The following is an 18,780-nucleotide window of genomic DNA, read 5'->3' as shown; positions in this document are numbered from 1 at the left end:
TTCGAACGCTCAGGTCAACCAAGCCGTTCCGATGACACTGCTGGGGCCCGGCGTCACGCGACGCCGCGGCCAGCCGCGCGCGTAGCCTGTGCGGTAAAATACGCGCTTACAATTTTTGAGGAAGCTGCTCGGCGAATCCTGGGTCAGCCCGCCGATGTTCGACCATGAGATCGTGGCACGGCTGGTGGAGCTGGGTCTTGTGGAAACCGAACCGCTTCCATCCGGCGATATCGAATACCGGATTACTGATGCGGGCCGAACGGCGGCCGCGTAACCGCAATTCGGCCAGTTAAGGCTGGATCCCCTCAACTATCTGAACGGCTGCGACCCAAGCGGCGCCGGCTCTTATCCGATTCGCAAAGGCGGACCGATCCGGCACCGGCGCCGAGCAACATCTGAAACAGTGCTCGGTTGGCCCTGTATCTGGCGGCAGGGTGCCGCGTCATCGGCTTGCATGCTTCGGACCTCGCATCGCTCCCGCACTAGGGGCTTGAGATTGGAACCGGGGGCCCTTCCCAGTCTTAAAACGAATATTTCCAATCGACGGGAGGAGTGTCATGCCTCGTGGCGACAAGTCCAGTTACACCGACAAGCAGAAGCGCCAGGCCGAGCACATCGAAGAGGGCTATGAACACCGCGGCGTTCCGGAGAAGGAGGCCGAACGGCGCGCCTGGGCGACAGTGAACAAGGAGACCCACGGCGGGAAGAAGAGCGGCTCGGGTCGCGGCACTGAGGAAGATCATTCGCCATCCCGCAAAGGCGGCCGATTGGGCGGCGCCGCGTCTGCCAAGCGGCCGGCATCGGAGCGTTCGAGGTCCGCCAAAAAGGCGGCCAAGACCCGAAAACGACGTGCTGCGTAAGGTCATCGAAAGGAGAGCGAGATGGGCCTCGAAGCCGTCTTTTTCCTTGGAGCGCTCGTACTTCTCACGGCGTTTATCTACGGCGTCCTCAGCTATCGCTACCGAAACCGCGCATTGGATCGCGTAGCCGAAGACGTCACGCGTGGGAGGTATCAAAGAGACGAGACTTAGCGGAATTCCTTCACGACCGCCGACAAAGACATCGTATTCGCCAAGCCGGCATGATTGGCTTTAGTCGATGCTGGCACGTCAAGCTTCGTCGCCGCGATATCGATCAGCGCTATGCCAAGCTCGGGCTTCTTCTTACGCCTGAGATAGGCTGGCGTGTCCGCCACTACAATCTCGAGCGTCGGTCGGACCTTTCCTTCGAGAAGATGCCCGCCGCGAGTAGTCCCGTCAGCCAATCCCAAGACCACATGCACGTGAAGGCTTGCCTTACCGTCGTCGCCGACGGCAATGTCGCCGATCGCGCTCAGCACCTCGCACTGCTCTGCGATTTCGATCTTCTTATAAGTCTTTTTCTCGAAATCGAACCAGCCAACCGTAACCCTCTCGAAAGCGCCGATGGCGGTGAGCGACGCCGCCGTGATGCCGGCGTCGTTCGCGAACTTGGTGAGCGTCGTGAACGCTTCCTCCCCGGAATCGAGGATGACGACGCGGGTTTTCGAACCCACCTCGCCCGATAGTTTGATGCTCTTCATCGTCGTCAGGCCGCGCTGCGCTGGGTGTGTCGACCTTCCTTGACCTCTTCCACGATCTTGGCGCAGAAGGCCTCGAGATCGCCCGGGTTGCGGGAAGTGATGACGCCCTGATCGACGACGACCTCAGCGTCCTCCCACTTCGCTCCTGCGTTCGCTACATCCGTCTTGATCGACTTGAAGGAGGTCATTTTGCGACCTTTCGCGATGCCGGTCTCGATCAGAAGCCAGGGGGCGTGGCAGACGGCCGCGACGATCTTCTTGGCATCGAAGATATCCTTGATGAACTTCAGCGCCTTCGGCTCGACTCGCAGAAGATCCGGATTGATCTGCCCGCCAGGCAATACGATCGCGTCGTAGTCGGCGGCCGATGCCTCGTCGAGCGTCTTGTCGACCTTCACCGGACGTCCCCAATCCTTCTTGTCCCAGCCCTTGATCTCGCCTGCGGCGAGCGAGACGACATCGACCGTCGCGCCAGCCTTCTTCAAGCGCTCCTGCGGCACTTCCAGCTCGGCCTGCTCGAAGCCGTTCGTGGCGAGAATAGCGATCTTTTTGCCGGTCAGATCCATGGGTCCAATCCTTCGTTTCGGGGGTTTTGTCCAACAATCGATCGTCTCGAACATCGTTCCTGAAAAGCCGGAACAGTCGAGAATTTGAATCCGACTGCCGAGACGAAGGTTATGAGGGTTAGAAGCAGGAGCGTCTCGCATGGCCAGCAGGTTCCACGGCAAGGTCGTCATCGTCACAGGAGCAGCTTCCGGCATCGGAGAAGCGACAGCACGCCGCTTCGTTAAAGAGGGCGCGAAGGTGGCCCTGGTCGACCGCGACAAAGCCTCACTGGAAAAGATGGCCAACAGCCTGCCTGCTGACCAGGTAATGGTTCAGGCTGTCGACGTTTCGGATTCGAGTGCCGTCGACCGAATGGTCGCGGCTGTCCTCGACCGCTTCGGCCGGCTGGACGTCATCGTGAATAACGCCGGCGTCCATGAAGGAGGCGACCCGGCTTCCATCACCGATGAGAAATGGCGGACAGTGATGTCGACCGACGTCGATGGCGTGTTCTACGGTTGCCGCGCGGCACTTCCCCATCTCCAAAAGACCAGGGGCTCAATCGTGAACACGGCGTCGGTCTCCGGAACCGGCGGGGACTGGGGCATGAGCCCCTATAACGCGGCGAAGGGCGCCGTGGTCAATCTGACGCGTGCCTCGCCCTGGACCTCGGCAAGAAGGGCATCCGCGTGAACGCGGTCTGTCCCAGCCTCACGCGTACGGGCATGACCGAAGACATGATGGACGACAAGAAGCTGCTGGCGAAGTTTGCCGAGCGGATCCCGTTAGGCCGGGTCTGCGAACCGGAGGAAGTCGCCGCCGTGATCGCGTTCCTCGCGAGCGAAGACGCGAGCTTCATGACCGGTGCCAACGTAGCGGTGGACGGGGGCGTATCCGCCTCCAATGGACAACCGCCGCAAGAATAGCCGCGCAGCGCCGGTCGTCGACCTACTTTGCGAGCGCCGTGTCGTCGAAGCGTGCGTAGATAGTGCTCGGTCCGGGGTACACTTCGACGCACCCCGCCTCTCGCAGCGAGCTTTCGGTGAATCCGCCGCAGAGGACGCCGATGGTCGGGATACCTGCCTTGCCAGCCGCGATGGCGTCGTAGGGCGTGTCGCCGATCGCGACCGCTGCGCCGCCCTCGATGCCGAGCTTCTCCAGCACGACATCGAAGATGTCCGGTGCCGGCTTGGACTCGTCGACGTCTTCGGACGAGGCCGCAACGTCCACCAGACCGACGATTCCTGCAATGGCAAGATACTTCTCCAGTTCGTCCTTCTTGGCGGAGGAAGCGATGGCGATGCGAAGTCCTGCGCCTCGCGCGCGCCGCAAAAGGACCGGAACAGCCGAGAAAGGACGGACGAGCGGTAGATACGCCGACTTGAAGCGCTCGCCGCGCCACTCATCGAGCGTCTTGCCATGGTCCCGTTGCTCGGCCTCAGAGAGAAACACAGGAATGAGCTTGTCTCTGTCCTTCCCGATCTGGCTTCGCGCCTGCTCGAACGTGACGTCGTGGCCGAATTCGACCATCGCCTCCTGCCAGGCGAGCGCGTGCAGGTCGACCGAGTCCAGTAAGGTCCCGTCGAGATCGAAGATGGCGGCTTTGGGCATCGCAAGGTTTCCGGTCCCAGAATGGGGCGCCTAGCGCCGACGCGCGACCCAAAGCCCAAGCAGAAACGCCACAAACAGGGATTGCAGCGGCGCCTTCAAAGTCATCTCGCGCAACTGTTCGGCCCAGCGCATCGCTGCATCCTGCGAATGCGACGGGCGACGGCTCGCGTCCGCCGGGCGGCTCGGCCTCGCTAAGGAGGCCTGCTCTATGCCGCCATTATTCGTCAGCCCGGAAGCTTCCGTCATTGCCGACATTTCTTTCATATCCATGCGGCCCTCCTATGATGGTGTCAGAGCAACCGATCTCCCGACGGCTCGTTCCTACGCAGTCTTCCGCAGAGTCCCGGCGCTGACCTGCAGAAGCGACTGAAGCCTCTCATCCGGAGGACTCAACCCTACACCAAACGCATCTTACACAGAGGTATCTGGGTCGAGCCGAAGCTTCTGACGGAGATCGAGTACCGGGCGAAGTCGGCAGAAGGCAAGGTCCGGCACCCCTTCTTCAAGGGACTGCGGGAGGACCTGTGATGGATGCCTTCCGCTTTTGGCGATGGGCGGACAAGCCGCTCGAAAGTGGGCTAACCATCCCCGCTTAGCTCTATCGGGTGGTGATGGAGCTCAGCCTGAAGCATAGGCGAAACCCCGCCACGGTGAACGCAGCGGCGGCACGTCTTCAGGGACCGTCGGACGAGAGCGGAACGCCATCCTACACCGGCCGAATAGAAGAACATCCCGCTCACGCCGCGAACCGATCCGGTAAGCCGCCGCGGAGCTGGTCCAGCGGCCGCTGCTCACGCTCGATCCGGCTCCGATAGAGTTGGCGCTCGCTTTCGGTTTTGGCACTCGCCAACAGGAGGGGCGATAGTGTCCGATGACCTTTTCGCTGCCGCGGATGAGGAGGGAGCTCATGGACGTCGCTCATCGCTCGGCTCCATCCTTGCGGAATCCTGGCGTGTCGGAAGCGCGAATGCGACGGGGGATTCGGCGGCCAGAGCATCGAGCGCGGTCTGCTCCTCGGCGAGCCGCCGTTCGATGAACTGACGTTCCAGCTCCGATAGCCTGGTCCGTAGCAGGCGTCGGTAGCGGTGGATGTTGTTGCGGTGCGCACGGATGCGGGCCAGATCTTCGTCGAGCATCGTCGTCACTCCTGACGGTCGTCATGGTCCTTCGGTGTTTAGAAACCGGGAAGAGAATTCCCCGGCGCAAAAATATTCGGGGCGATACCGGAGTCAAGATTCCGGCGGCGGTCGACACCCAAATCCTTAGCCGGATCAGCCCCAAACGGCGTTTGCGGTGCGCAATGGCCGACAGCTCTGTACCGCGACCGAGCGCCGCATCGATTTTTTTCGGTCCGCCCCTTGAAACGACTTCTCATTTTTCTGATTGATTTTTCGCCGCGAGAGCGGTGTGCCGGGCGCCTTCACGGGTCCGGCGCGGGCGCCGGGCCGGGTATCAGACCCGCTCTGACTCCAGCCTTGCGCTCCTTGTATCCATCTTGCTCTTTGGAGGACTTGGTTATGAGGACCACCTTTGACTTCGCGCCCCTGTGGCGCTCCACCATCGGCTTCGACCACCTGGCCGACCTCGTCGACAGCACGCTCCGCCAGGCAAGCGAAGACCACTATCCCCCGTACAACATCGAACGCACCAGCGAGGACCACTACCGGATCTCGCTCGCCGTCGCCGGCTTCGGAGCCGACGATATCGCCGTGACGGCCGAGCAGAATGCGCTCACGATCGAGGGCAGGAAGCCCGAGGAAGCGGCCGGCGAATACCTGTACCGGGGCATCGCCGCGCGTCCGTTCCGGCGCGTGTTCAACCTCGCCGACTACGTTCAGGTGAAGGAGGCCTCCTTCCGCGACGGACTGCTGATCATCGATCTCGTCCGCGAGGTGCCGGAAGCCATGAAGCCGCGCCGGATCCAGATCGGAGGCGGCGCCTCTCCCGCCTCGCAGATCGAGCAGAAGAAGGCGGCCTGACGCCTGATCGAGGTTCGACAGCGGAACGCGGCGCTCGCAAGCGTGGCCGCGCTCCCTGACCCATGCAACGAAGGAGAAAAACCATGGCAGTTCGGGATCTCATTCCCTGGTCCAGAAACCAGGAGCTCGCGCCGGCGCGCGGCAGCCACGATCCGTTCATGACGCTGCATCGCGAAATGAACCGGCTGTTCGACGACGTCTTCCGCGGCTTCGGCGGCACAAGCCTGTCGCCGCTCATGGAAGGGCAATTCGGCTGGCCCAAGATCGAGCTCAGCGAGACCGACAAGGCGCTGACGATCTCGGCCGAGCTTCCCGGCATGACGGAGAACGACGTCCAGATCGAAATCGCGAACGGAGTGCTGACCATCCGCGGCGAGAAGAAGAGCGAGCGCAAGGACGAAGGCAGATACTTCACCGAGCGCCACTACGGCTCGTTCCAGCGGCAGATCGCGCTCGAGGACGTCGCGGAGGACAAGGCCGAGGCCTCGTTCAAGAACGGCGTCCTGACGATCTCGCTGCCGAAGTCCGAGAACCCGCGGGCTGGCGTCAAGCGGATCGCGATCAACGCGCAGTAACGACGACGGGCGGGCGGCGGCGCCGCCGTCCGCCCGTCAGACAACCGACACCATCCCTAAGAAAGGAGCGTAAAGGGAGGCCAACCGATGAGCGACACCAACACGAACACCGGCAATCTCAGTCCATTCTTCCATCCGGCCGCACACTATGCGTCTCCGGAGGATGTCCTGAACGATAGCGAGCTCTCCGCGCCGGAGAAGCGGATCATCCTGTCGTCCTGGGCGTCCGACATGTTCGCCGTCGAATCCTGTCCCGCGCTACGAGAGATTCCCGGCATGGGCCACACCATCCGGCTCGCCGACATCCTCGCGGCGCTGCGGCGGCTCGACGGCGACGACGATCCACCGCCCCGCGGGGGCGTGCCGATGCGGCTGCGGCGGCCCTGGGCCGCCGCCTTGCGGAGGTAAGCGGGATGCTCACGCAGGCTGTCGTGACGATGGTTCTGCCGGGGCATGCTTCGGCGACGTGGGCCGTTCCGTTCATTGCTTTCATGAGCGAGTTGGGTTGACCGGCCCGCCCAGCGAGCATAGGCCAGACGCCCGACGCAGGGCGGCCTCGTTAGGTAGCAACCATAGCGGAGCTCCGGGCGGCCGTCGGCGCTTCGCTCGATTCCAGCCGGGTCAGGACATCGTCGATTTCCCGAAAGCGACTCTACCGGCTACGCCCGCGGACGGCTCCTACTGGCCCGGGAACGCAAGGACGAGGCTGATGGCTGAAGTGACCTACTACGTCGCTCTACCGTTCGCGTTCTCCGACGACGGCGTGGCCGCCGGCGAGGCGACGGAGTGCTTCAGCGCCAATGCCGCGGTCATGCGGGCCGAAGCGCTGTCGCGCAAGCCCGGACACGCCGGCGCCGTAGCGTTCAGCCGCAGCGGGGAACCCGCGACTGGGGACTTCGGCGACGCGAAGCTGATCCGGAAGTTCGGGGACTGCCGGACGATCTGAACGCACTCTGACCGACGGAAAACCATCACTCGTCACTCCGACCGACGACATCTCCCGGTTCTAGCAAGCTCAGTGCGGTCTCGATCTGCGCGAACATCCTTTCAATTTCCTCGCGCTCGTTCGGCGCGGGATCGCTCTCCAGTTGCGCCAGGAGCCGTTCCTTCCGCGCGAGCAATTTCGCGACGGTCGACATGGCGCCCTCCCCATGTTCTGCAGCGGCATCTTTCAAAGAAGTTGGTGCGCGGGCGACGATCCCGCCAGTCCTGTCGCCGGCAACGGATGGCCCACCGCAGGCTGGATGGCCACAAACCCTGGAAGACGGACGCACAACCGGCCTCGGCGGGGCCGGATTCTTCGGAAGCTACCTAGCCGGCGGGCGCAGCGGGCTGTCCACCCATTTTTGGGCGGCGGGGTCGTGCAACGGATCCTCCTCGCAGGCGGGGCAGACGTATCGCTCGCCGCCCCGGCCCGTCGACTCGGAGACAAGCTTCATTGCTCTCCCGCAGTGCGGACACCGCTTCCGGATCACGTGCAGCTCGGACATCTGAATTTTCCTGCCGCGACCAGCTTAGTGCCGCAACGAGCGCTTGCTCAAGGGAAATCGCGGAGCACGCCACATCGAACGATGCCGCCGTCGATGTCATCAAATTCATCCGACGGTAGCGTTGGTGGAATGACGCGTCATGGCGCTGGAGCAGGGAGCTCTACCAGGCGATGGTCTATCGCGTGCGCGAGCTGGCCGGAAGAGCCGACCCCTTCATCAGGCGGCGATTGCCGGCGCTGGCGGAGCGATACGAAGCCAAGGGCTGGAAGGCTCCTCCGGTGTCCCGGTCCGCCGGGCATCCGTCGCCACCGCTGCGCATCGTCTCGCCGGCCGCGGCCATACCCAGATCGGGCGAGGCTTGAGGGACCTCTCCCCCCTCGTTCTTGGCGGCTTGAGCTCGCCTCTAACTTGACCCGATCGGCCGCCTTGAAGCCGTCCGTCATCGTCGACACGGGCAGGCCCCTTCGTGAACCAAACAATCGCTCTTGCCGTTGTCGCATCCGAGGGCCGTCGACTGCGTGCGCCAAGAGACAATCATGAGGACCGATTCACGCCAGCATCTCGATTCAGGCGGCGCTTGGGACCGGACCTACCTCGAGTCGCTGATCCGCGAGGATTTCGAGCGATGCCATCCCGGCGAGACGCTGGAGGATCTCAAGCGGCGCGCGTCTTTTTCGAGGGAGGACAAAGGCCTGCTGCGGGATTGGATGGCGGTGGCGGAGGCTCGCGCTGCGGCCGCATGCAGGGCCAAGACATCACCAGCACGCTGACGATCCGCGGATCCGCCGCCCACCATGACGGCTTGATCGAAGGATCGGAGCGGTTCGACCCGGCTAGGCTCGGGTATCCAGTAGCTGCGAGACGGCGGCAGCCAAATGCGCCGGCGCAAAGGGCTTCTCGATCAGGAGGCTCCCATCGACGCCCTGCGATTTCCAGTCTGGCGCGCTGGCGCTCGTCATATAGACCACAGGAAAGCCAGGCGTGATTTCCCTAATCTGCCGCGCCAGTTCCCATCCGCTGATACCATCACCTAAGTTGACGTCCGTCAGCAGCGCCCGACACTGCTTCCGGCCGTCCCGAAAGGTGGACATCGCCGCCTCTCCCGAATGGACCGAGCAGGCCTCGAAGCCGCCGTCTGACAAGGCGTCCTCGATGAAGCTGCAGATCAGAGCTTCATCCTCCACGATCAGAACACGAACGGCATTACTCACTTTTCATCTCCTCGACGACCGATCGGGTCGTCTGGCTGACGGCGGGCGGTTGGCCCGCGAATGCCGTGCCGCTTCAAGCCACCGGCACACCGTAGTAGGCGTTCACGGAGCGTGTGGTCGCCGGGTCGCTCCAATTCCAACCCCTCTCGTCGGCGTATTTGGGGGCGCCGCGGAGCTGGTCGTCGGTGATGCCGGTGACGTAGCGCCGAGGTTGGCGTCGTATTTCAGTGCCTGCCAGGGCAGCGGATAGTGATCGTCGCCGATGCCGAGCAGACCGCCGAAGCTGAGCACCGCGTACGACACCTTGCCGCTGATCTTGTCGATCATGACGCGCTCGATGTAGCCGACCTTTTCGCCGTTGGCCCCGTACACATTCGTGCCCTCGACCTTGTCGCTTCCGATCAGGCTGAAGGTCTCGCGATCTTCCATGGCCATGTTGACCTCCCGGATGTTGTCTTCTGGAGTCAACGGGAGGACTATGGCTCCGTTCCTGGCAAAGCCTCGGCGGCATCGTTCTGGGCGAGCGGAGTTCGGGATGGAGCTGACCGATCTGGAGCGCGAATTTTTGAGGAAGCTGCTCGGCGAATCCTGGGTCAGCCCGCCGATGTTCGACCATGAGATCGTGGCCCGGCTGGTGGAGCTCGGTCTCGCGGAAACCGAACCGCTTCCATCCGGCGATATCAAACCGGATCACTGATGCGGGCCGAGCGGCGGCCACGTAAACGCAATTCAGCAGATCCCAGGTTCCGTTCCCGGTTATGACCTAGCCGCACCGGTTGCCTGCAAGGGCGGCCCAGCTCCAAGGTTCCTGCGAGGCAGCGGAATACCGGGCGGCTCAAGTTCGAAGGAACGATAATCGTCGTTCCCATTGAACCGGAGAGACCGCTGAAATGGCGACCAACTTGCCTGTCGTCGACAACGCCCGCAAAGGCGCCGTACCTAAACGACGGCTGTCCTCGCCAACCGCGCTTCCTGTCATGGGTTTGTACGTAGGTGATCGCGCCGATGGCTATGGAAGAACGCCGGCGCCGTGTCGGGGGCCGCCTTCCCCATCAAAGATGTCGCCTCATGGTCGTCGCGGCAATCTTCGGCGAGCCGCTAACGACAACGCTGATTGTCTGCGTGACGATCATCGGTGCCAAACTAAAGAGAAGGACGACTGACCACATGTCAGCCGTAGGCGGAGAAAGCTGCAATAGAAGCGCCGCCGGGGGAAAGTACGGCGGTACAGCAAGTAACGCTACACACAGCAAGAGCGCGCTCCAGAGCCAACCATTTCGAGTGATTTCGTTGACGATGAGCGGCGATTGCGGATCGCGCATGTTGAATGTGTGCCAGAGCTGAGCGAACGCGAGAGTGAGGAACGTGACAGTCACCGTTGCTCGAGCCTCAAGACCGAGCCAAGACGATGTAGCTAGTGCCCCGAACGCGCCCGCGGTTAACGCACCGCCATGCAGGATTATCACGATCCATCGTCTACGGCCCAAAATGGGCTCTCTTGGATCGCGCGGTGGATGCCTGAGGATACCAGCCTCACCTTCGCCGAATGCTAGTGCGAAGGCCGGAAACACGTCCGTCACTAGATTGAGATACAGAATCTGCAGAGGCAGGAGCGGCAAAGGGAGCGACGACAACACGGCCAACCCAACCACCATCACCTCACTGAGATTGCAGGACAAGAGGTAAGCGACGAAACGGCGGATATTGGCGAAGATGATGCGGCCTTCGCGTATCGCACCAATGATGGTCGGAAACGCGTCGTCAAGCAGGATCATGGCGGCGGCTTCGCGTGCAACATCGGTGCCCCGCAGGCCCATCGCCACGCCAATATCGGCCTGCCGCAGGGCGGGCGCGTCGTTGACCCCATCTCCCGTCATGGCGACGATCTCGCCGGCGGCCTGATAGGCCCTGACCAGGGCAAGCTTCTCCTCAGGGTTCACTCTTGCAAAAATTCCGACGTCGCGGAGTCCATGCTGCCCGGTCTCGATCACATGCGCGATATTCTTGCCCTCCACGACGTTCGCAATGTTCTGCCCGAGACCGACCGCGCGACCAATACTTCGTGCCGTCACGACGTGGTCGCCAGTGACCATGACGACCCGAATTCCCGCTTTCCGGCAGTCCTCAATCGCCTGTGGCACGTCGGCACGCGCGGGGTCCTCCAGACCGATAAGACCGACAAGCATCAATCTCGCGTAAGGTGCGACATCGGCTAGCGTATCCATTTTCATCGCGCAGGCGAGTACGCGCAGGCCATGTTGGCCGAGCTGATCGGCCCGGCTCAGCCACTCCGATCGCGTATCGTCATCAAGGGCGATCTCGCCTTGCTCGACGGTTGCGTGGGTCGCCGCCGCCAGGACCGCTTCCGGCGCTCCCTTCACCGCTACCAACACGCGATCCCCACATTCGTGAACCGTCGCCATCATCTTGGTGACAGGATCAAAGGCGTGCTTGCGAACGATGGGGTGCCCATCCAGCAAGGCTGTCCGCGTTAATCCCGCGTGTAATCCAGCGCGCAAGAGTGCGATTTCCATGGGATCGCCGTTGCCGCTTTCGTCTGGGTGCTCGAGATGGGCGTCGTTACAAAGAACTGCAATGCGGAGCAATTCGGCGGTCGGCCGGTCGCCGGACAGCTGCAAGCGCTCATCGTCTTTTCGCGCCTCCGTCTCAAGCGTGATCTCGCCCGAAGCAGTGCTGAGACGCCGCACCGTCATCCGGTTTTCGGTCAAGGTACCGGTTTTATCAGTAAGGATGACAGTGGTAGCCCCGAGCGTCTCGACCGCGGAAAGATGCTCGATTAACGCATTCTGCCGCGCCATACGCCACATGCCACGGGCGAGTGCAAGCGTCGCGACGATCGGGAGGCCTTCGGGAATCGCCGCCACGGCGAGCGCGATAGCTGCCTCGACCATCACGAAGGGATCTTCACCTCCGATGAGGCCGGTGGCGCCAATTGCAGCGGCGACAGCAACGGTCGCAAAGACTAACTGCGCCGACAGACGCGCGAGCTTACGTTCAAGGGGCGAACTGCCAGGATCGGCTTCGAGAACGAGCCGCGTCACTCGGCCAAGTTCCGTGCCGAGGCCGGTCGCTACTACGACACCGGTGCCCGTACCTCGCGTGATAGCGGTGCCCTTGAACGCCATCGACGCGCGATCGCCGAGACGAGTGTCTGCGCTGACCGGGCACGTCTGCTTGTCGACGGCGACCGATTCACCGGTCAGCGCCGACTCGTCTGCGGAAAGGCGGGAAGTTTCAATCAAGCGCAGGTCGGCTGACACGGCGTCGCCAGCGTCCAAAACAACGATGTCGCCCGGAACAAGCTCGTCAGCCGTCACGACATGGACGCCACTCTCGCGTCGGACGCGCGCCGTGCGCGCTCCAAGCGCACGCAAAGCCTCGATGGATCGCGCCGCCTTCAACTCGGTCACGAAGCCGATCAGCGCGTTGATGGCGAGAACCGCTATGATGGCGCTGCCTTCTTCCAGCTCGCCGAAATAGAACGCCAGCCCTGCTGCAAAACCCAAGAGATAGACGACCGAGCTCTTGAACTGGTGGAATAACAGGCTCGCCACGCGGGTGGGGCGCCGCGCGGTGACCGTGTTCGCACCGAAGCGTTTTCGGCGCGCGCTGACCTCATCATCGGAGAGCCCCTCGGTCGCAGACACGTGCAACTGCCGAAGCAGCCCAGCGACAGGCATGGCATGCGGAGTTTCCGGCAAGAATATCTGTTGAGCAGCTTCGTGCCTTTCGATGGCACCCTCCTTTGCGCCGGGATACGAGCTCATCATCCCGATACCGATGCCCAAGCCAAAGCGGCGCGGGAACTCCGCGCAGCCTTTGGCTACTATCTTGCGGATCGAGCGTAGCCGTTGGCGCGCTGTTCGCAAATCCGTTGAAAGTGCGGTTCGAAGTGCAAGGAGCGCGCGGTTCGTGCAACTAAGCCGCCTAGGCCGCCACGCCTCCCGCCGTTCAGTGGGAAAACAGCACGGGAATCGGCGGCTTCGTCAGGATGCTTCGGGTTGCACCTCCCAATATGAACTCACGGAAACGCGAATGGCCAAAGGCGCCCATGACGAGGAGATCCGCTCTGCGGGACTCGATCTGTGCGGCGAGAACGTCGCCTATGACCCTTCCGGCGGAATCCACCTCCTCGACGATCACATCGATTCCGTGCCGCGACAGGTTCTTGGCCAGTTCAGGCGAGGAGCGCCGGCTGGAAATCGCTTTCTCGTTGGTCACCGTGAGGATGCGCACTTCACGCGCCTTCTCCAGGATCGGGATGGCATCGGAGACCGCGCGTGCGGCGGCGCGGCTGGAGTCCCAAGCGACGAGCACCCTATTCAGGTCGACCGCCTTGGACGATGGGGCCTCCGGGACCACCAAGGTCGGTCGCCCCGACCCGAAGATGATGGCCTCAGCATACCATTGATCGTAGGATTCTGGCGCCGGCACGATGGTGAGGTCGTGCAACCGCGCATACTCCACCAGCAGGTCCGGTACTTCAGACGTCAGACAGCGCTCGAGAACAATCTCGTGCAGCACGCCGGATCTCTGAGCGGCCGCCTCAAACGCTGCCAGCAGATCCTGGGCGTTCTTTCTGCTCCTGTGGGCCTCGCTGGCCACGATCGTCCCGAGATTACCAGCGCCACCCAGGAAGCTGCCGGGAACCTGCACATGAGCTTCACATGAGATCGCCGCTATGTGGGCGCCGAAAGTTGAGCCCAGCGACACGGCGCGATCAATCACTGAAACCGGCGTCGGTTCGGGATAGCTGGTGAGCGTGAGCAAAACGTCTCTGATGGCCATCTTCGTCTCCGGGGCTGTAATTTCCTCCTCGAAGGTAGCCGCGAGAGGCGCGGACTACTTGATCTAGCTCATATCACCGCCACCAGCGTGCCCACGGACCGAGACAGACGACAAACTGCCTAGCAAACGGCTCGCAACGTGACGTCCTAGTGCGACATCATCACGCAGACCGGCGCTTCGTTCAGCAGACCGCGAGTGACGCCTCCGAACATCCACTCGCCGAGCCGGCTGTGGCCATAACCTCCGGTTACGATCAGATCAGCGCCTTTGTCCTTGGCCACGCGAACAAGCTGGTGTGCATCGGGCTCGGCCATGTGCACGCGCACCTCGACCTGGCATTTTACGGCATGGGACTGCAGGTATTTCGCGACATCTCGGACGCGCCGCCGGGCCGTGTCCTGTTCATCCGACGTGCAGATCTCGATAACTGTGACCTGCGAAGCCCTCGATAGGAACGGCAGCGCATCCCGCACTGCGATTCTCGCCTCCCGTGTGTCTTTCCATCCGACCAGGATGTGGTCCGCATTCAGGGCCGGAACGTGATCGGGCACCATCAGCGTCGGCCTTCCCATCCGCATCATCGCCTCGGCAGGATCAATGAAATGGAATTGATCCATTTTTTCCCGGGTGCGCCTGATCACCACCAGGTCGGCCGATCGCGCTTCATTGCTCAGGAATACGGTGGGGTATTCTACGCTACAGCGCCACTCCACCCTTTCCTTCGGCAGTCCGGCCACGCGGCGAAACCATTGCTCTTTTTCCGAGAGCGCCGACTTCATCCGCTTCAGGCCATCCGCGGTCGTTTCCTGAATGATGACGCCCTCTGCAACAAAGGGAGGCACGACCGCGAAGGCGGAAACGCCGATCAGCGACGCCTCGAACTTGTTTGCAACATCCCGCGCAATACGGACCTGACCCTCTGCCTGCTGCTCGGGATCAACGTAGACCATCACGGTCGCGATCGTCATCGGTATTGCTCCGCTAGTTGATGCACCTTCACTTTTGCACCTCCTGCGCGCGCCCGATTGACCCAAATCAAGAGGCCGCGCGTCAGGCTCGTTGATAAAATCTCCAAGCATTTGGCCGGCGCGCTCATCCGCGTGCCGACCGCTACTTGGTCTCGTCACATGCGCGCTGATGATGGGCACCGAGCTTTTCACGTGATGAGCAAAATCGATCAAACAGAGTAGTCGACATCAGCCAATGCTTCATGCTCCACAATTTTCCAATCAGAGGCAGGCTCCAATCACACTCGCCGTGGTGATCCTGTTGGGCCTCGCTCTCTGCGCGTTCATGGCGAAGCCTTTTCTGGGCGCTCTCGTTTGGTCGACGACGCTCGCGGTCTTGTTCGCGCCGTTCGATTTGGCCATTAGCAGGGGTCTCGGATCCCGTGGTCTTTCGGCGCTGATCACGGCGATGGTCACCGCCTGCGTTGTGGTCGTTCCCGCCATCCTGATAGCCGGGACTTTGCTCAACGAAGCCGTCCGGAGCGCGGCGCTCGTCGTGCCAATGTTCGACGCGGAAGACTGGACGCGTCTTATGGGTGAGCATCCCTGGGTTGTCCCGGCGCTACAATGGATCCATGAGAAGGTGGACTTCCCAGATGTGATGCGAACGGCGACTTCGGCGCTCGCCACGTGGAGCGGCTCCGTCCTGCGTGCGTCGTTTTCCGGAGTGGCAAACTTGCTGCTGACCTTCTACTTCCTGTTCTACCTGTTGCGCGATCGGGAAAAGATAACGGGGGCCGCGCGGCTCCATTTGCCACTATCGGAGCCGGAGTTCTCGCAACTCACCCGTCGCGTAACTGATACGATCTTCGCCTCCGTATTTGGCACCGTCGCAGTCGCGGCGCTGCAGGGCGGGCTTGGCGGCCTGATGTTCTGGTGGTTAGGGTTGCCCGCCCCTGTCTTCTGGGGCGTATTGATGGCCTTTCTCGCGATTGTTCCGTTTCTCGGCGCCTTCGTGATTTGGGCGCCCGCCGCTGTCTTTCTCGCGCTGAGCGGCGCGTACACGTCTGCGATCGTACTGACGATCTGGGGCACTCTCGTCGTTGGCCTCGTGGACAACGTGGTCTATCCGATCTTGGTCGGCAACAAGCTTCGGATGCAGACGATGCTGTCGTTCATCGCTGTTGTCGGCGGGCTCGTTTTCATAGGCGCACCAGGCGTTGTGTTGGGTCCATTGCTGCTCGCGGTCACCCTGACCTTGGTGCAAATCTGGCGCAGTCGGGCAGCGGCCTCGATCGACGCACCGCCACAACAGCGTGACGCGATGCAGTGTCCGTGATGGATTTCTTGAAGCCGCGCTGGGGCCCAGAGGTCATTGCCATCGTCGTTGCGCTCGGCATCGGACTCCTGATCGGCCTCGAGCGAGAACGCCGCAAGGGCGAGGGACCGGGGCGCTCGCCTGCCGGGCTCCGTACCTTTGCCGCGGCATCGCTCGCCGGCGCCGTCAGCGTAATGATCGGTGGCAAGGGCCTGCTGGCGCTCGTATCCGCTGGAATCGTGGTCCTGCCTGCGATCGCCTATCTGCGATCCAGGAACGACTTCGGCGGCGGCCATGTCGTGCTCCCGCTCCTTCGCGAGGCCTTCGTTGCGCCCGGCTGGCTGAGCGATGACGCCTTCCTCGCCGGCTACGGCGCCGCCCAGGCGGTGCCGGGCCCGCTCTTCACCTTCGCGGCCTACCTCGGCACGGTGGTGTCTCCGGAGCGACACGGGCTCTCAGGCGCGGCGCTCGGCCTCGTTGGCATCTTCCTGCCCGGCATCCTGGTCCTGCTCGGCGCCCTGCCGTTCTGGGACTCGTTCCGGAAGCCCGCCGGCGCCCAGGCCATGATGCGCGGCGTCAATGCCGCAGTGGTCGGCGTGCTCGGCGCTGCGCTGTACGATCCGGTATGGACCACGACGGTGCACTCGCCGCGGGATTTCGGCATTGCCCTTGTCGGCTTCGTCCTGCTGATCGTCTGGCGCGCCCCTCCGCTCGTCGTCGTCGCCTTCAGCGCCGCCGCAGGAACGGCCGTGGCGCTAATCTAAACGGAGGGGCCGGGATACACCGACCTTCAGCCATCCCGTGAAAGTGATCTTCAGTGGAACTGCCGAAAAGCGGCTCGCGGACGATCTGTTTCGCCCGCTGAGCACTGGCGCCTCAGCGAGGTAACATGCGCGCCATGACGCGATCTCGATAATACAGCAGGTGAATAAGAGCGGCGGCCACGTGTACGCCGACCAAAATCAAAAGAAGCCAGCCGGTAGTCTGGTGCAGACCGTCGATCGCCTTGCCGGCCGTCGGATTGTTGGAAAAGAGCATCGGGAACGGAACCAAGTAGAAAAAAGAGATCGACCAGCCGCGGAATGAAGCGAACAGCCAACCGGTGATCGTCGTCAGCAGAACCATCACGTACAGCATCCAGTGCACGACCTCGGAGGTCAATCTCTGCCACGTCGGCAAGGAGCTCTCGGGTGCGACTGGATGAGTGAGGCGCCACGCGAAACGAAGCACGATCAGGATCAGCAAGACCAATCCGATGGAGACGTGGAAGGTCATTCCCACACCGGGCTGCATGCCGCGATGAATATCCGGCATGAGCCAACCGATGAGGTATTGGACGAGCAGAAGCGCGACGATGGCCCAGTGAAGGACCTTCGTGGTGGTTCCATAGTGCGGTCGAAGCGACATCGATGTTTTGCTCGTCCAATGCTGAAAGGCGCGGCCGACACCAAGCTGTAATATAATCATCTGCCCCACACCTGGTCTTGATCAGGCTCAATGAGGGCTTGCCGAGATGCTGGAATAACGTGGCGGAAGATGGGCTCGCGATGTCGACGAGTTCTCCAACCGACCATTGACCATCCAGCACGTTGCAGATTCCCAGAGAGCAAGCCATGGACAAGAACTATCCGGAAATCACTCGGCAAACCTCTGCAAACATGCGCAAGCTGCGCAACGACATTCCCGATACAATGAAAGGATTTGCCGCGCTGGCGCAGGCTGCCATGCGGGACGGCGCGCTCAACAAAAAGACCAAGGAACTGATTGCGCTCGCGCTCGGCGTCGCCTCGCATTGCGATGGTTGTATCGGTTTCCACACCGAAGCGCTCGTCAAGCTCGGAGCGACGCGCGAAGAGATCGAGGAGGCGCTCGGCATGGCCGTCTACATGGGCGGCGGGCCATCACTGATGTACGCCGCCGATGCAATCGCGGCTTACGAGCAGTTCGCGGCGCAGCCTGCATCATGACATTGTATTTGCAGCTCCTTCCTGACTGCTCGCGATCAGACGCACAACAGGAAGGGCCATCCTCTAATTGCGCTGTTACTTCATCGCGGCTGACGCCCCCGTCCAATGAACTACCTCCTTCGCGATGCGCGCAAACGCAGCATCGAACGCCGCAACTGCGGCGGCCGGTTCAATCTTGTCGAGTTTCTCGCTCGTCTCGATGTTGCGTGATGCGATCACCCTGCCGTTCTTGTCCACAATCCTCGCCGACAGGCCGATCTCCGCTCGCGGCTCGTCGTCCGTCGCGACGCGGAAGCGCCTGATATCGATGAGAAGCTGATAATCCGCCTGTCCGAAATCGGTCGTACGCAAGGGCGCGTGGGCAATGTCGTAGTTCTCAAAACTGTCGATCAGGCGAGCCTGCACCAGCTTCGGAATGCTGTCGGCCCACAGGAACTCGGCAAAGCCCGGGGTGTCTCGAACCGGCGAGAACAGCATACGCTGCGTCTGAAGCATCGCGACCGCCGTCGGCTCGGGAATCGCCAATGAGGCGGAAAGAGCCTGGCCGACCGGCCCGATGTCCTGCGGCGCGCGCAGGTCATAGGTGATCTTCTGCACGGGCGCGCCGCCGCCGGTCATCTTTTCGAGGCCCGCCAGAATACCGTCGATTTTGCCAGTGTTGCGCGCGAGCCCGTCGGAGAATGTCTTGAGGTTCGCGATGGTGTCCTTTAGGGGACCGGAATTGTCCTCCAGCACGGTGTCGACCCGTCGCAGCGCATCGCGCGCA

At 62.3% G+C, this 18,780-nt stretch carries 23 protein-coding genes and 4 pseudogenes; 14 read left to right on the top strand and 13 right to left on the bottom strand.

Annotated elements, in window-relative coordinates:
• Window positions 1-115: 115 nt before the first annotated feature.
• On the top strand, window positions 116-274 hold the full coding sequence (locus QJT78_RS41190; RefSeq protein ID WP_193376139.1) for a hypothetical protein: 159 nt from the start codon (window positions 116-118) through the stop codon (window positions 272-274).
• A 283-nt stretch (window positions 275-557) separates the two neighbouring features.
• Window positions 558-860 carry a hypothetical protein gene (locus QJT78_RS41185; protein ID WP_028154436.1) on the top strand — a complete coding sequence of 101 codons (303 nt, stop codon included), beginning with the start codon at window positions 558-560 and terminating at the stop codon, window positions 858-860.
• A gap of 260 nt (window positions 861-1,120) precedes the next feature.
• Here the strand turns inward: QJT78_RS41185 and QJT78_RS41180 are convergent.
• Window positions 1,121-1,561 (bottom strand): annotated as a pseudogene (locus QJT78_RS41180) (PPC domain-containing DNA-binding protein); the annotation flags it as partial.
• A 5-nt stretch (window positions 1,562-1,566) separates the two neighbouring features.
• Window positions 1,567-2,127 (bottom strand): type 1 glutamine amidotransferase domain-containing protein, encoded by a 561-nt coding sequence (locus QJT78_RS41175; protein ID WP_038944944.1) that lies wholly within the window; start codon window positions 2,125-2,127, stop codon window positions 1,567-1,569.
• 139 nt (window positions 2,128-2,266) lie between these two features.
• Here QJT78_RS41175 and QJT78_RS41170 point away from each other — a divergent pair, with 139 nt between their 5' ends.
• A complete protein-coding gene (locus QJT78_RS41170) occupies window positions 2,267-2,800 on the top strand; it encodes an SDR family oxidoreductase (protein ID WP_281460549.1) in 534 nt (177 codons plus the stop codon).
• Window positions 2,797-3,033, top strand: a complete 237-nt coding sequence (locus QJT78_RS41165; protein ID WP_281460548.1) for an SDR family oxidoreductase — start codon at window positions 2,797-2,799, stop codon at window positions 3,031-3,033. Before QJT78_RS41170 ends, QJT78_RS41165 begins: the two co-directional genes overlap by 4 nt.
• A 22-nt stretch (window positions 3,034-3,055) precedes the next feature.
• Here the strand turns inward: QJT78_RS41165 and QJT78_RS41160 are convergent, their stop codons facing one another.
• Both QJT78_RS41160 and QJT78_RS41155 read right to left on the bottom strand, forming a co-directional pair.
• On the bottom strand, window positions 3,056-3,718 hold the full coding sequence (locus QJT78_RS41160) for an HAD family hydrolase (protein WP_028153325.1): 663 nt from the start codon (window positions 3,716-3,718) through the stop codon (window positions 3,056-3,058).
• A gap of 30 nt (window positions 3,719-3,748) precedes the next feature.
• A complete protein-coding gene (locus QJT78_RS41155; protein WP_028153324.1) occupies window positions 3,749-3,988 on the bottom strand; it encodes a hypothetical protein in 240 nt (79 codons plus the stop codon).
• Between the two features lie 78 nt (window positions 3,989-4,066).
• Here QJT78_RS41155 and QJT78_RS41150 point away from each other — a divergent pair.
• Window positions 4,067-4,246, top strand: a pseudogene (locus QJT78_RS41150) (DNA ligase); the annotation flags it as partial.
• 377 nt (window positions 4,247-4,623) lie between these two features.
• Here QJT78_RS41150 and QJT78_RS41145 read toward each other — a convergent pair.
• Window positions 4,624-4,854 carry a hypothetical protein gene (locus tag QJT78_RS41145; protein ID WP_038944945.1) on the bottom strand — a complete coding sequence of 77 codons (231 nt, stop codon included), beginning with the start codon at window positions 4,852-4,854 and terminating at the stop codon, window positions 4,624-4,626.
• Window positions 4,855-5,235: 381 nt separating this feature from the next.
• On the opposite strand from QJT78_RS41145, the gene QJT78_RS41140 reads away from it, so the two are divergent.
• From QJT78_RS41140 to QJT78_RS41125, 4 genes and pseudogenes are all read left to right on the top strand, one after another.
• Window positions 5,236-5,697: an Hsp20 family protein gene (locus QJT78_RS41140; RefSeq protein WP_028153323.1), complete on the top strand. Its 462-nt coding sequence runs from the start codon at window positions 5,236-5,238 to the stop codon at window positions 5,695-5,697.
• An 83-nt stretch (window positions 5,698-5,780) separates the two neighbouring features.
• Window positions 5,781-6,272: an Hsp20/alpha crystallin family protein gene (locus QJT78_RS41135; protein WP_028153322.1), complete on the top strand. Its 492-nt coding sequence runs from the start codon at window positions 5,781-5,783 to the stop codon at window positions 6,270-6,272.
• An 87-nt stretch (window positions 6,273-6,359) separates the two neighbouring features.
• The gene (locus QJT78_RS41130; RefSeq protein ID WP_028153321.1) at window positions 6,360-6,680 is read left to right on the top strand and encodes a hypothetical protein; all 321 of its coding nucleotides are present in this window, start codon (window positions 6,360-6,362) and stop codon (window positions 6,678-6,680) included.
• 301 nt (window positions 6,681-6,981) lie between these two features.
• Window positions 6,982-7,229, top strand: a pseudogene (locus tag QJT78_RS41125) (hypothetical protein).
• A 14-nt stretch (window positions 7,230-7,243) separates the two neighbouring features.
• On the opposite strand, the gene QJT78_RS41120 reads toward QJT78_RS41125, so the two are convergent.
• The gene (locus QJT78_RS41120) at window positions 7,244-7,411 is read right to left on the bottom strand and encodes a hypothetical protein (protein WP_193375695.1); all 168 of its coding nucleotides are present in this window, start codon (window positions 7,409-7,411) and stop codon (window positions 7,244-7,246) included.
• Window positions 7,412-8,298: 887 nt separating this feature from the next.
• On the opposite strand from QJT78_RS41120, the gene QJT78_RS41115 reads away from it, so the two are divergent.
• Window positions 8,299-8,532: a hypothetical protein gene (locus tag QJT78_RS41115; RefSeq protein WP_028153320.1), complete on the top strand. Its 234-nt coding sequence runs from the start codon at window positions 8,299-8,301 to the stop codon at window positions 8,530-8,532.
• 63 nt (window positions 8,533-8,595) lie between these two features.
• Here the strand turns inward: QJT78_RS41115 and QJT78_RS41110 are convergent, their stop codons facing one another.
• The gene (locus QJT78_RS41110) at window positions 8,596-8,973 is read right to left on the bottom strand and encodes a response regulator (RefSeq protein WP_028153319.1); all 378 of its coding nucleotides are present in this window, start codon (window positions 8,971-8,973) and stop codon (window positions 8,596-8,598) included.
• Window positions 8,974-9,046: 73 nt separating this feature from the next.
• Window positions 9,047-9,408 (bottom strand): annotated as a pseudogene (locus tag QJT78_RS41105) (PRC-barrel domain-containing protein).
• Between the two features lie 100 nt (window positions 9,409-9,508).
• Here QJT78_RS41105 and QJT78_RS41100 point away from each other — a divergent pair.
• Window positions 9,509-9,670: a hypothetical protein gene (locus QJT78_RS41100; RefSeq protein WP_240537752.1), complete on the top strand. Its 162-nt coding sequence runs from the start codon at window positions 9,509-9,511 to the stop codon at window positions 9,668-9,670.
• 355 nt (window positions 9,671-10,025) lie between these two features.
• Here QJT78_RS41100 and QJT78_RS41095 read toward each other — a convergent pair whose 3' ends face one another.
• The 3 genes from QJT78_RS41095 to QJT78_RS41085 all read right to left on the bottom strand — a co-directional run bounded on the left by QJT78_RS41095 (window position 10,026) and on the right by QJT78_RS41085 (window position 14,750).
• Entirely contained in the window at window positions 10,026-12,782 is a 2,757-nt protein-coding gene (locus QJT78_RS41095; protein ID WP_348652415.1) for a cation-transporting P-type ATPase, read from the bottom strand.
• A 163-nt stretch (window positions 12,783-12,945) separates the two neighbouring features.
• A complete protein-coding gene (locus QJT78_RS41090) occupies window positions 12,946-13,782 on the bottom strand; it encodes a universal stress protein (protein WP_028153317.1) in 837 nt (278 codons plus the stop codon).
• A gap of 146 nt (window positions 13,783-13,928) precedes the next feature.
• Window positions 13,929-14,750: a universal stress protein gene (locus tag QJT78_RS41085; RefSeq protein ID WP_028153316.1), complete on the bottom strand. Its 822-nt coding sequence runs from the start codon at window positions 14,748-14,750 to the stop codon at window positions 13,929-13,931.
• A gap of 235 nt (window positions 14,751-14,985) precedes the next feature.
• On the opposite strand from QJT78_RS41085, the gene QJT78_RS41080 reads away from it, so the two are divergent.
• Together QJT78_RS41080 and QJT78_RS41075 are read left to right on the top strand one after the other, a co-directional pair.
• Window positions 14,986-16,068 (top strand): AI-2E family transporter, encoded by a 1,083-nt coding sequence (locus tag QJT78_RS41080; protein ID WP_028153315.1) that lies wholly within the window; start codon window positions 14,986-14,988, stop codon window positions 16,066-16,068.
• Window positions 16,068-16,811, top strand: coding sequence for a chromate transporter (locus QJT78_RS41075; RefSeq protein WP_080586773.1), 744 nt, complete (start codon window positions 16,068-16,070; stop codon window positions 16,809-16,811). Before QJT78_RS41080 ends, QJT78_RS41075 begins: the two co-directional genes overlap by 1 nt.
• Before the next feature lie 112 nt (window positions 16,812-16,923).
• Here the strand turns inward: QJT78_RS41075 and QJT78_RS41070 are convergent, their stop codons facing one another.
• Window positions 16,924-17,454 carry a cytochrome b gene (locus tag QJT78_RS41070; protein ID WP_028153314.1) on the bottom strand — a complete coding sequence of 177 codons (531 nt, stop codon included), beginning with the start codon at window positions 17,452-17,454 and terminating at the stop codon, window positions 16,924-16,926.
• A 206-nt stretch (window positions 17,455-17,660) separates the two neighbouring features.
• Here QJT78_RS41070 and QJT78_RS41065 point away from each other — a divergent pair, with 206 nt between their 5' ends.
• Window positions 17,661-18,014, top strand: coding sequence for a carboxymuconolactone decarboxylase family protein (locus QJT78_RS41065; RefSeq protein ID WP_028153313.1), 354 nt, complete (start codon window positions 17,661-17,663; stop codon window positions 18,012-18,014).
• A gap of 75 nt (window positions 18,015-18,089) precedes the next feature.
• On the opposite strand, the gene QJT78_RS41060 is transcribed toward QJT78_RS41065, so the two are convergent.
• A partial coding sequence (locus QJT78_RS41060) for an ABC-type transport auxiliary lipoprotein family protein (RefSeq protein ID WP_281460547.1) occupies window positions 18,090-18,780 on the bottom strand: 691 nt, incomplete at its 5' end.

The sequence above is a fragment of the Bradyrhizobium sp. Mp27 genome (assembly GCF_029953005.1).
Taxonomy (GTDB): domain Bacteria; phylum Pseudomonadota; class Alphaproteobacteria; order Rhizobiales; family Xanthobacteraceae; genus Bradyrhizobium; species Bradyrhizobium barranii.
This window is presented reverse-complemented; position numbering and strand designations above follow the sequence as displayed.

Coding starts and splice junctions, on each gene's coding strand:
- QJT78_RS41185 (WP_028154436.1), top strand. CDS start 558: ATGCCTCGTGGCGACAAGTCCAGTTACACCGACAAGCAGAAGCGCCAG.
- QJT78_RS41175 (WP_038944944.1), bottom strand. CDS start 2,127: ATGGATCTGACCGGCAAAAAGATCGCTATTCTCGCCACGAACGGCTTC.
- QJT78_RS41170 (WP_281460549.1), top strand. CDS start 2,267: ATGGCCAGCAGGTTCCACGGCAAGGTCGTCATCGTCACAGGAGCAGCT.
- QJT78_RS41160 (WP_028153325.1), bottom strand. CDS start 3,718: ATGCCCAAAGCCGCCATCTTCGATCTCGACGGGACCTTACTGGACTCG.
- QJT78_RS41155 (WP_028153324.1), bottom strand. CDS start 3,988: ATGGATATGAAAGAAATGTCGGCAATGACGGAAGCTTCCGGGCTGACG.
- QJT78_RS41145 (WP_038944945.1), bottom strand. CDS start 4,854: ATGCTCGACGAAGATCTGGCCCGCATCCGTGCGCACCGCAACAACATC.
- QJT78_RS41140 (WP_028153323.1), top strand. CDS start 5,236: ATGAGGACCACCTTTGACTTCGCGCCCCTGTGGCGCTCCACCATCGGC.
- QJT78_RS41135 (WP_028153322.1), top strand. CDS start 5,781: ATGGCAGTTCGGGATCTCATTCCCTGGTCCAGAAACCAGGAGCTCGCG.
- QJT78_RS41130 (WP_028153321.1), top strand. CDS start 6,360: ATGAGCGACACCAACACGAACACCGGCAATCTCAGTCCATTCTTCCAT.
- QJT78_RS41120 (WP_193375695.1), bottom strand. CDS start 7,411: ATGTCGACCGTCGCGAAATTGCTCGCGCGGAAGGAACGGCTCCTGGCG.
- QJT78_RS41115 (WP_028153320.1), top strand. CDS start 8,299: ATGAGGACCGATTCACGCCAGCATCTCGATTCAGGCGGCGCTTGGGAC.
- QJT78_RS41100 (WP_240537752.1), top strand. CDS start 9,509: ATGGAGCTGACCGATCTGGAGCGCGAATTTTTGAGGAAGCTGCTCGGC.
- QJT78_RS41090 (WP_028153317.1), bottom strand. CDS start 13,782: ATGGCCATCAGAGACGTTTTGCTCACGCTCACCAGCTATCCCGAACCG.
- QJT78_RS41085 (WP_028153316.1), bottom strand. CDS start 14,750: ATGACGATCGCGACCGTGATGGTCTACGTTGATCCCGAGCAGCAGGCA.
- QJT78_RS41080 (WP_028153315.1), top strand. CDS start 14,986: ATGCTTCATGCTCCACAATTTTCCAATCAGAGGCAGGCTCCAATCACA.
- QJT78_RS41075 (WP_080586773.1), top strand. CDS start 16,068: ATGGATTTCTTGAAGCCGCGCTGGGGCCCAGAGGTCATTGCCATCGTC.
- QJT78_RS41070 (WP_028153314.1), bottom strand. CDS start 17,454: ATGTCGCTTCGACCGCACTATGGAACCACCACGAAGGTCCTTCACTGG.
- QJT78_RS41065 (WP_028153313.1), top strand. CDS start 17,661: ATGGACAAGAACTATCCGGAAATCACTCGGCAAACCTCTGCAAACATG.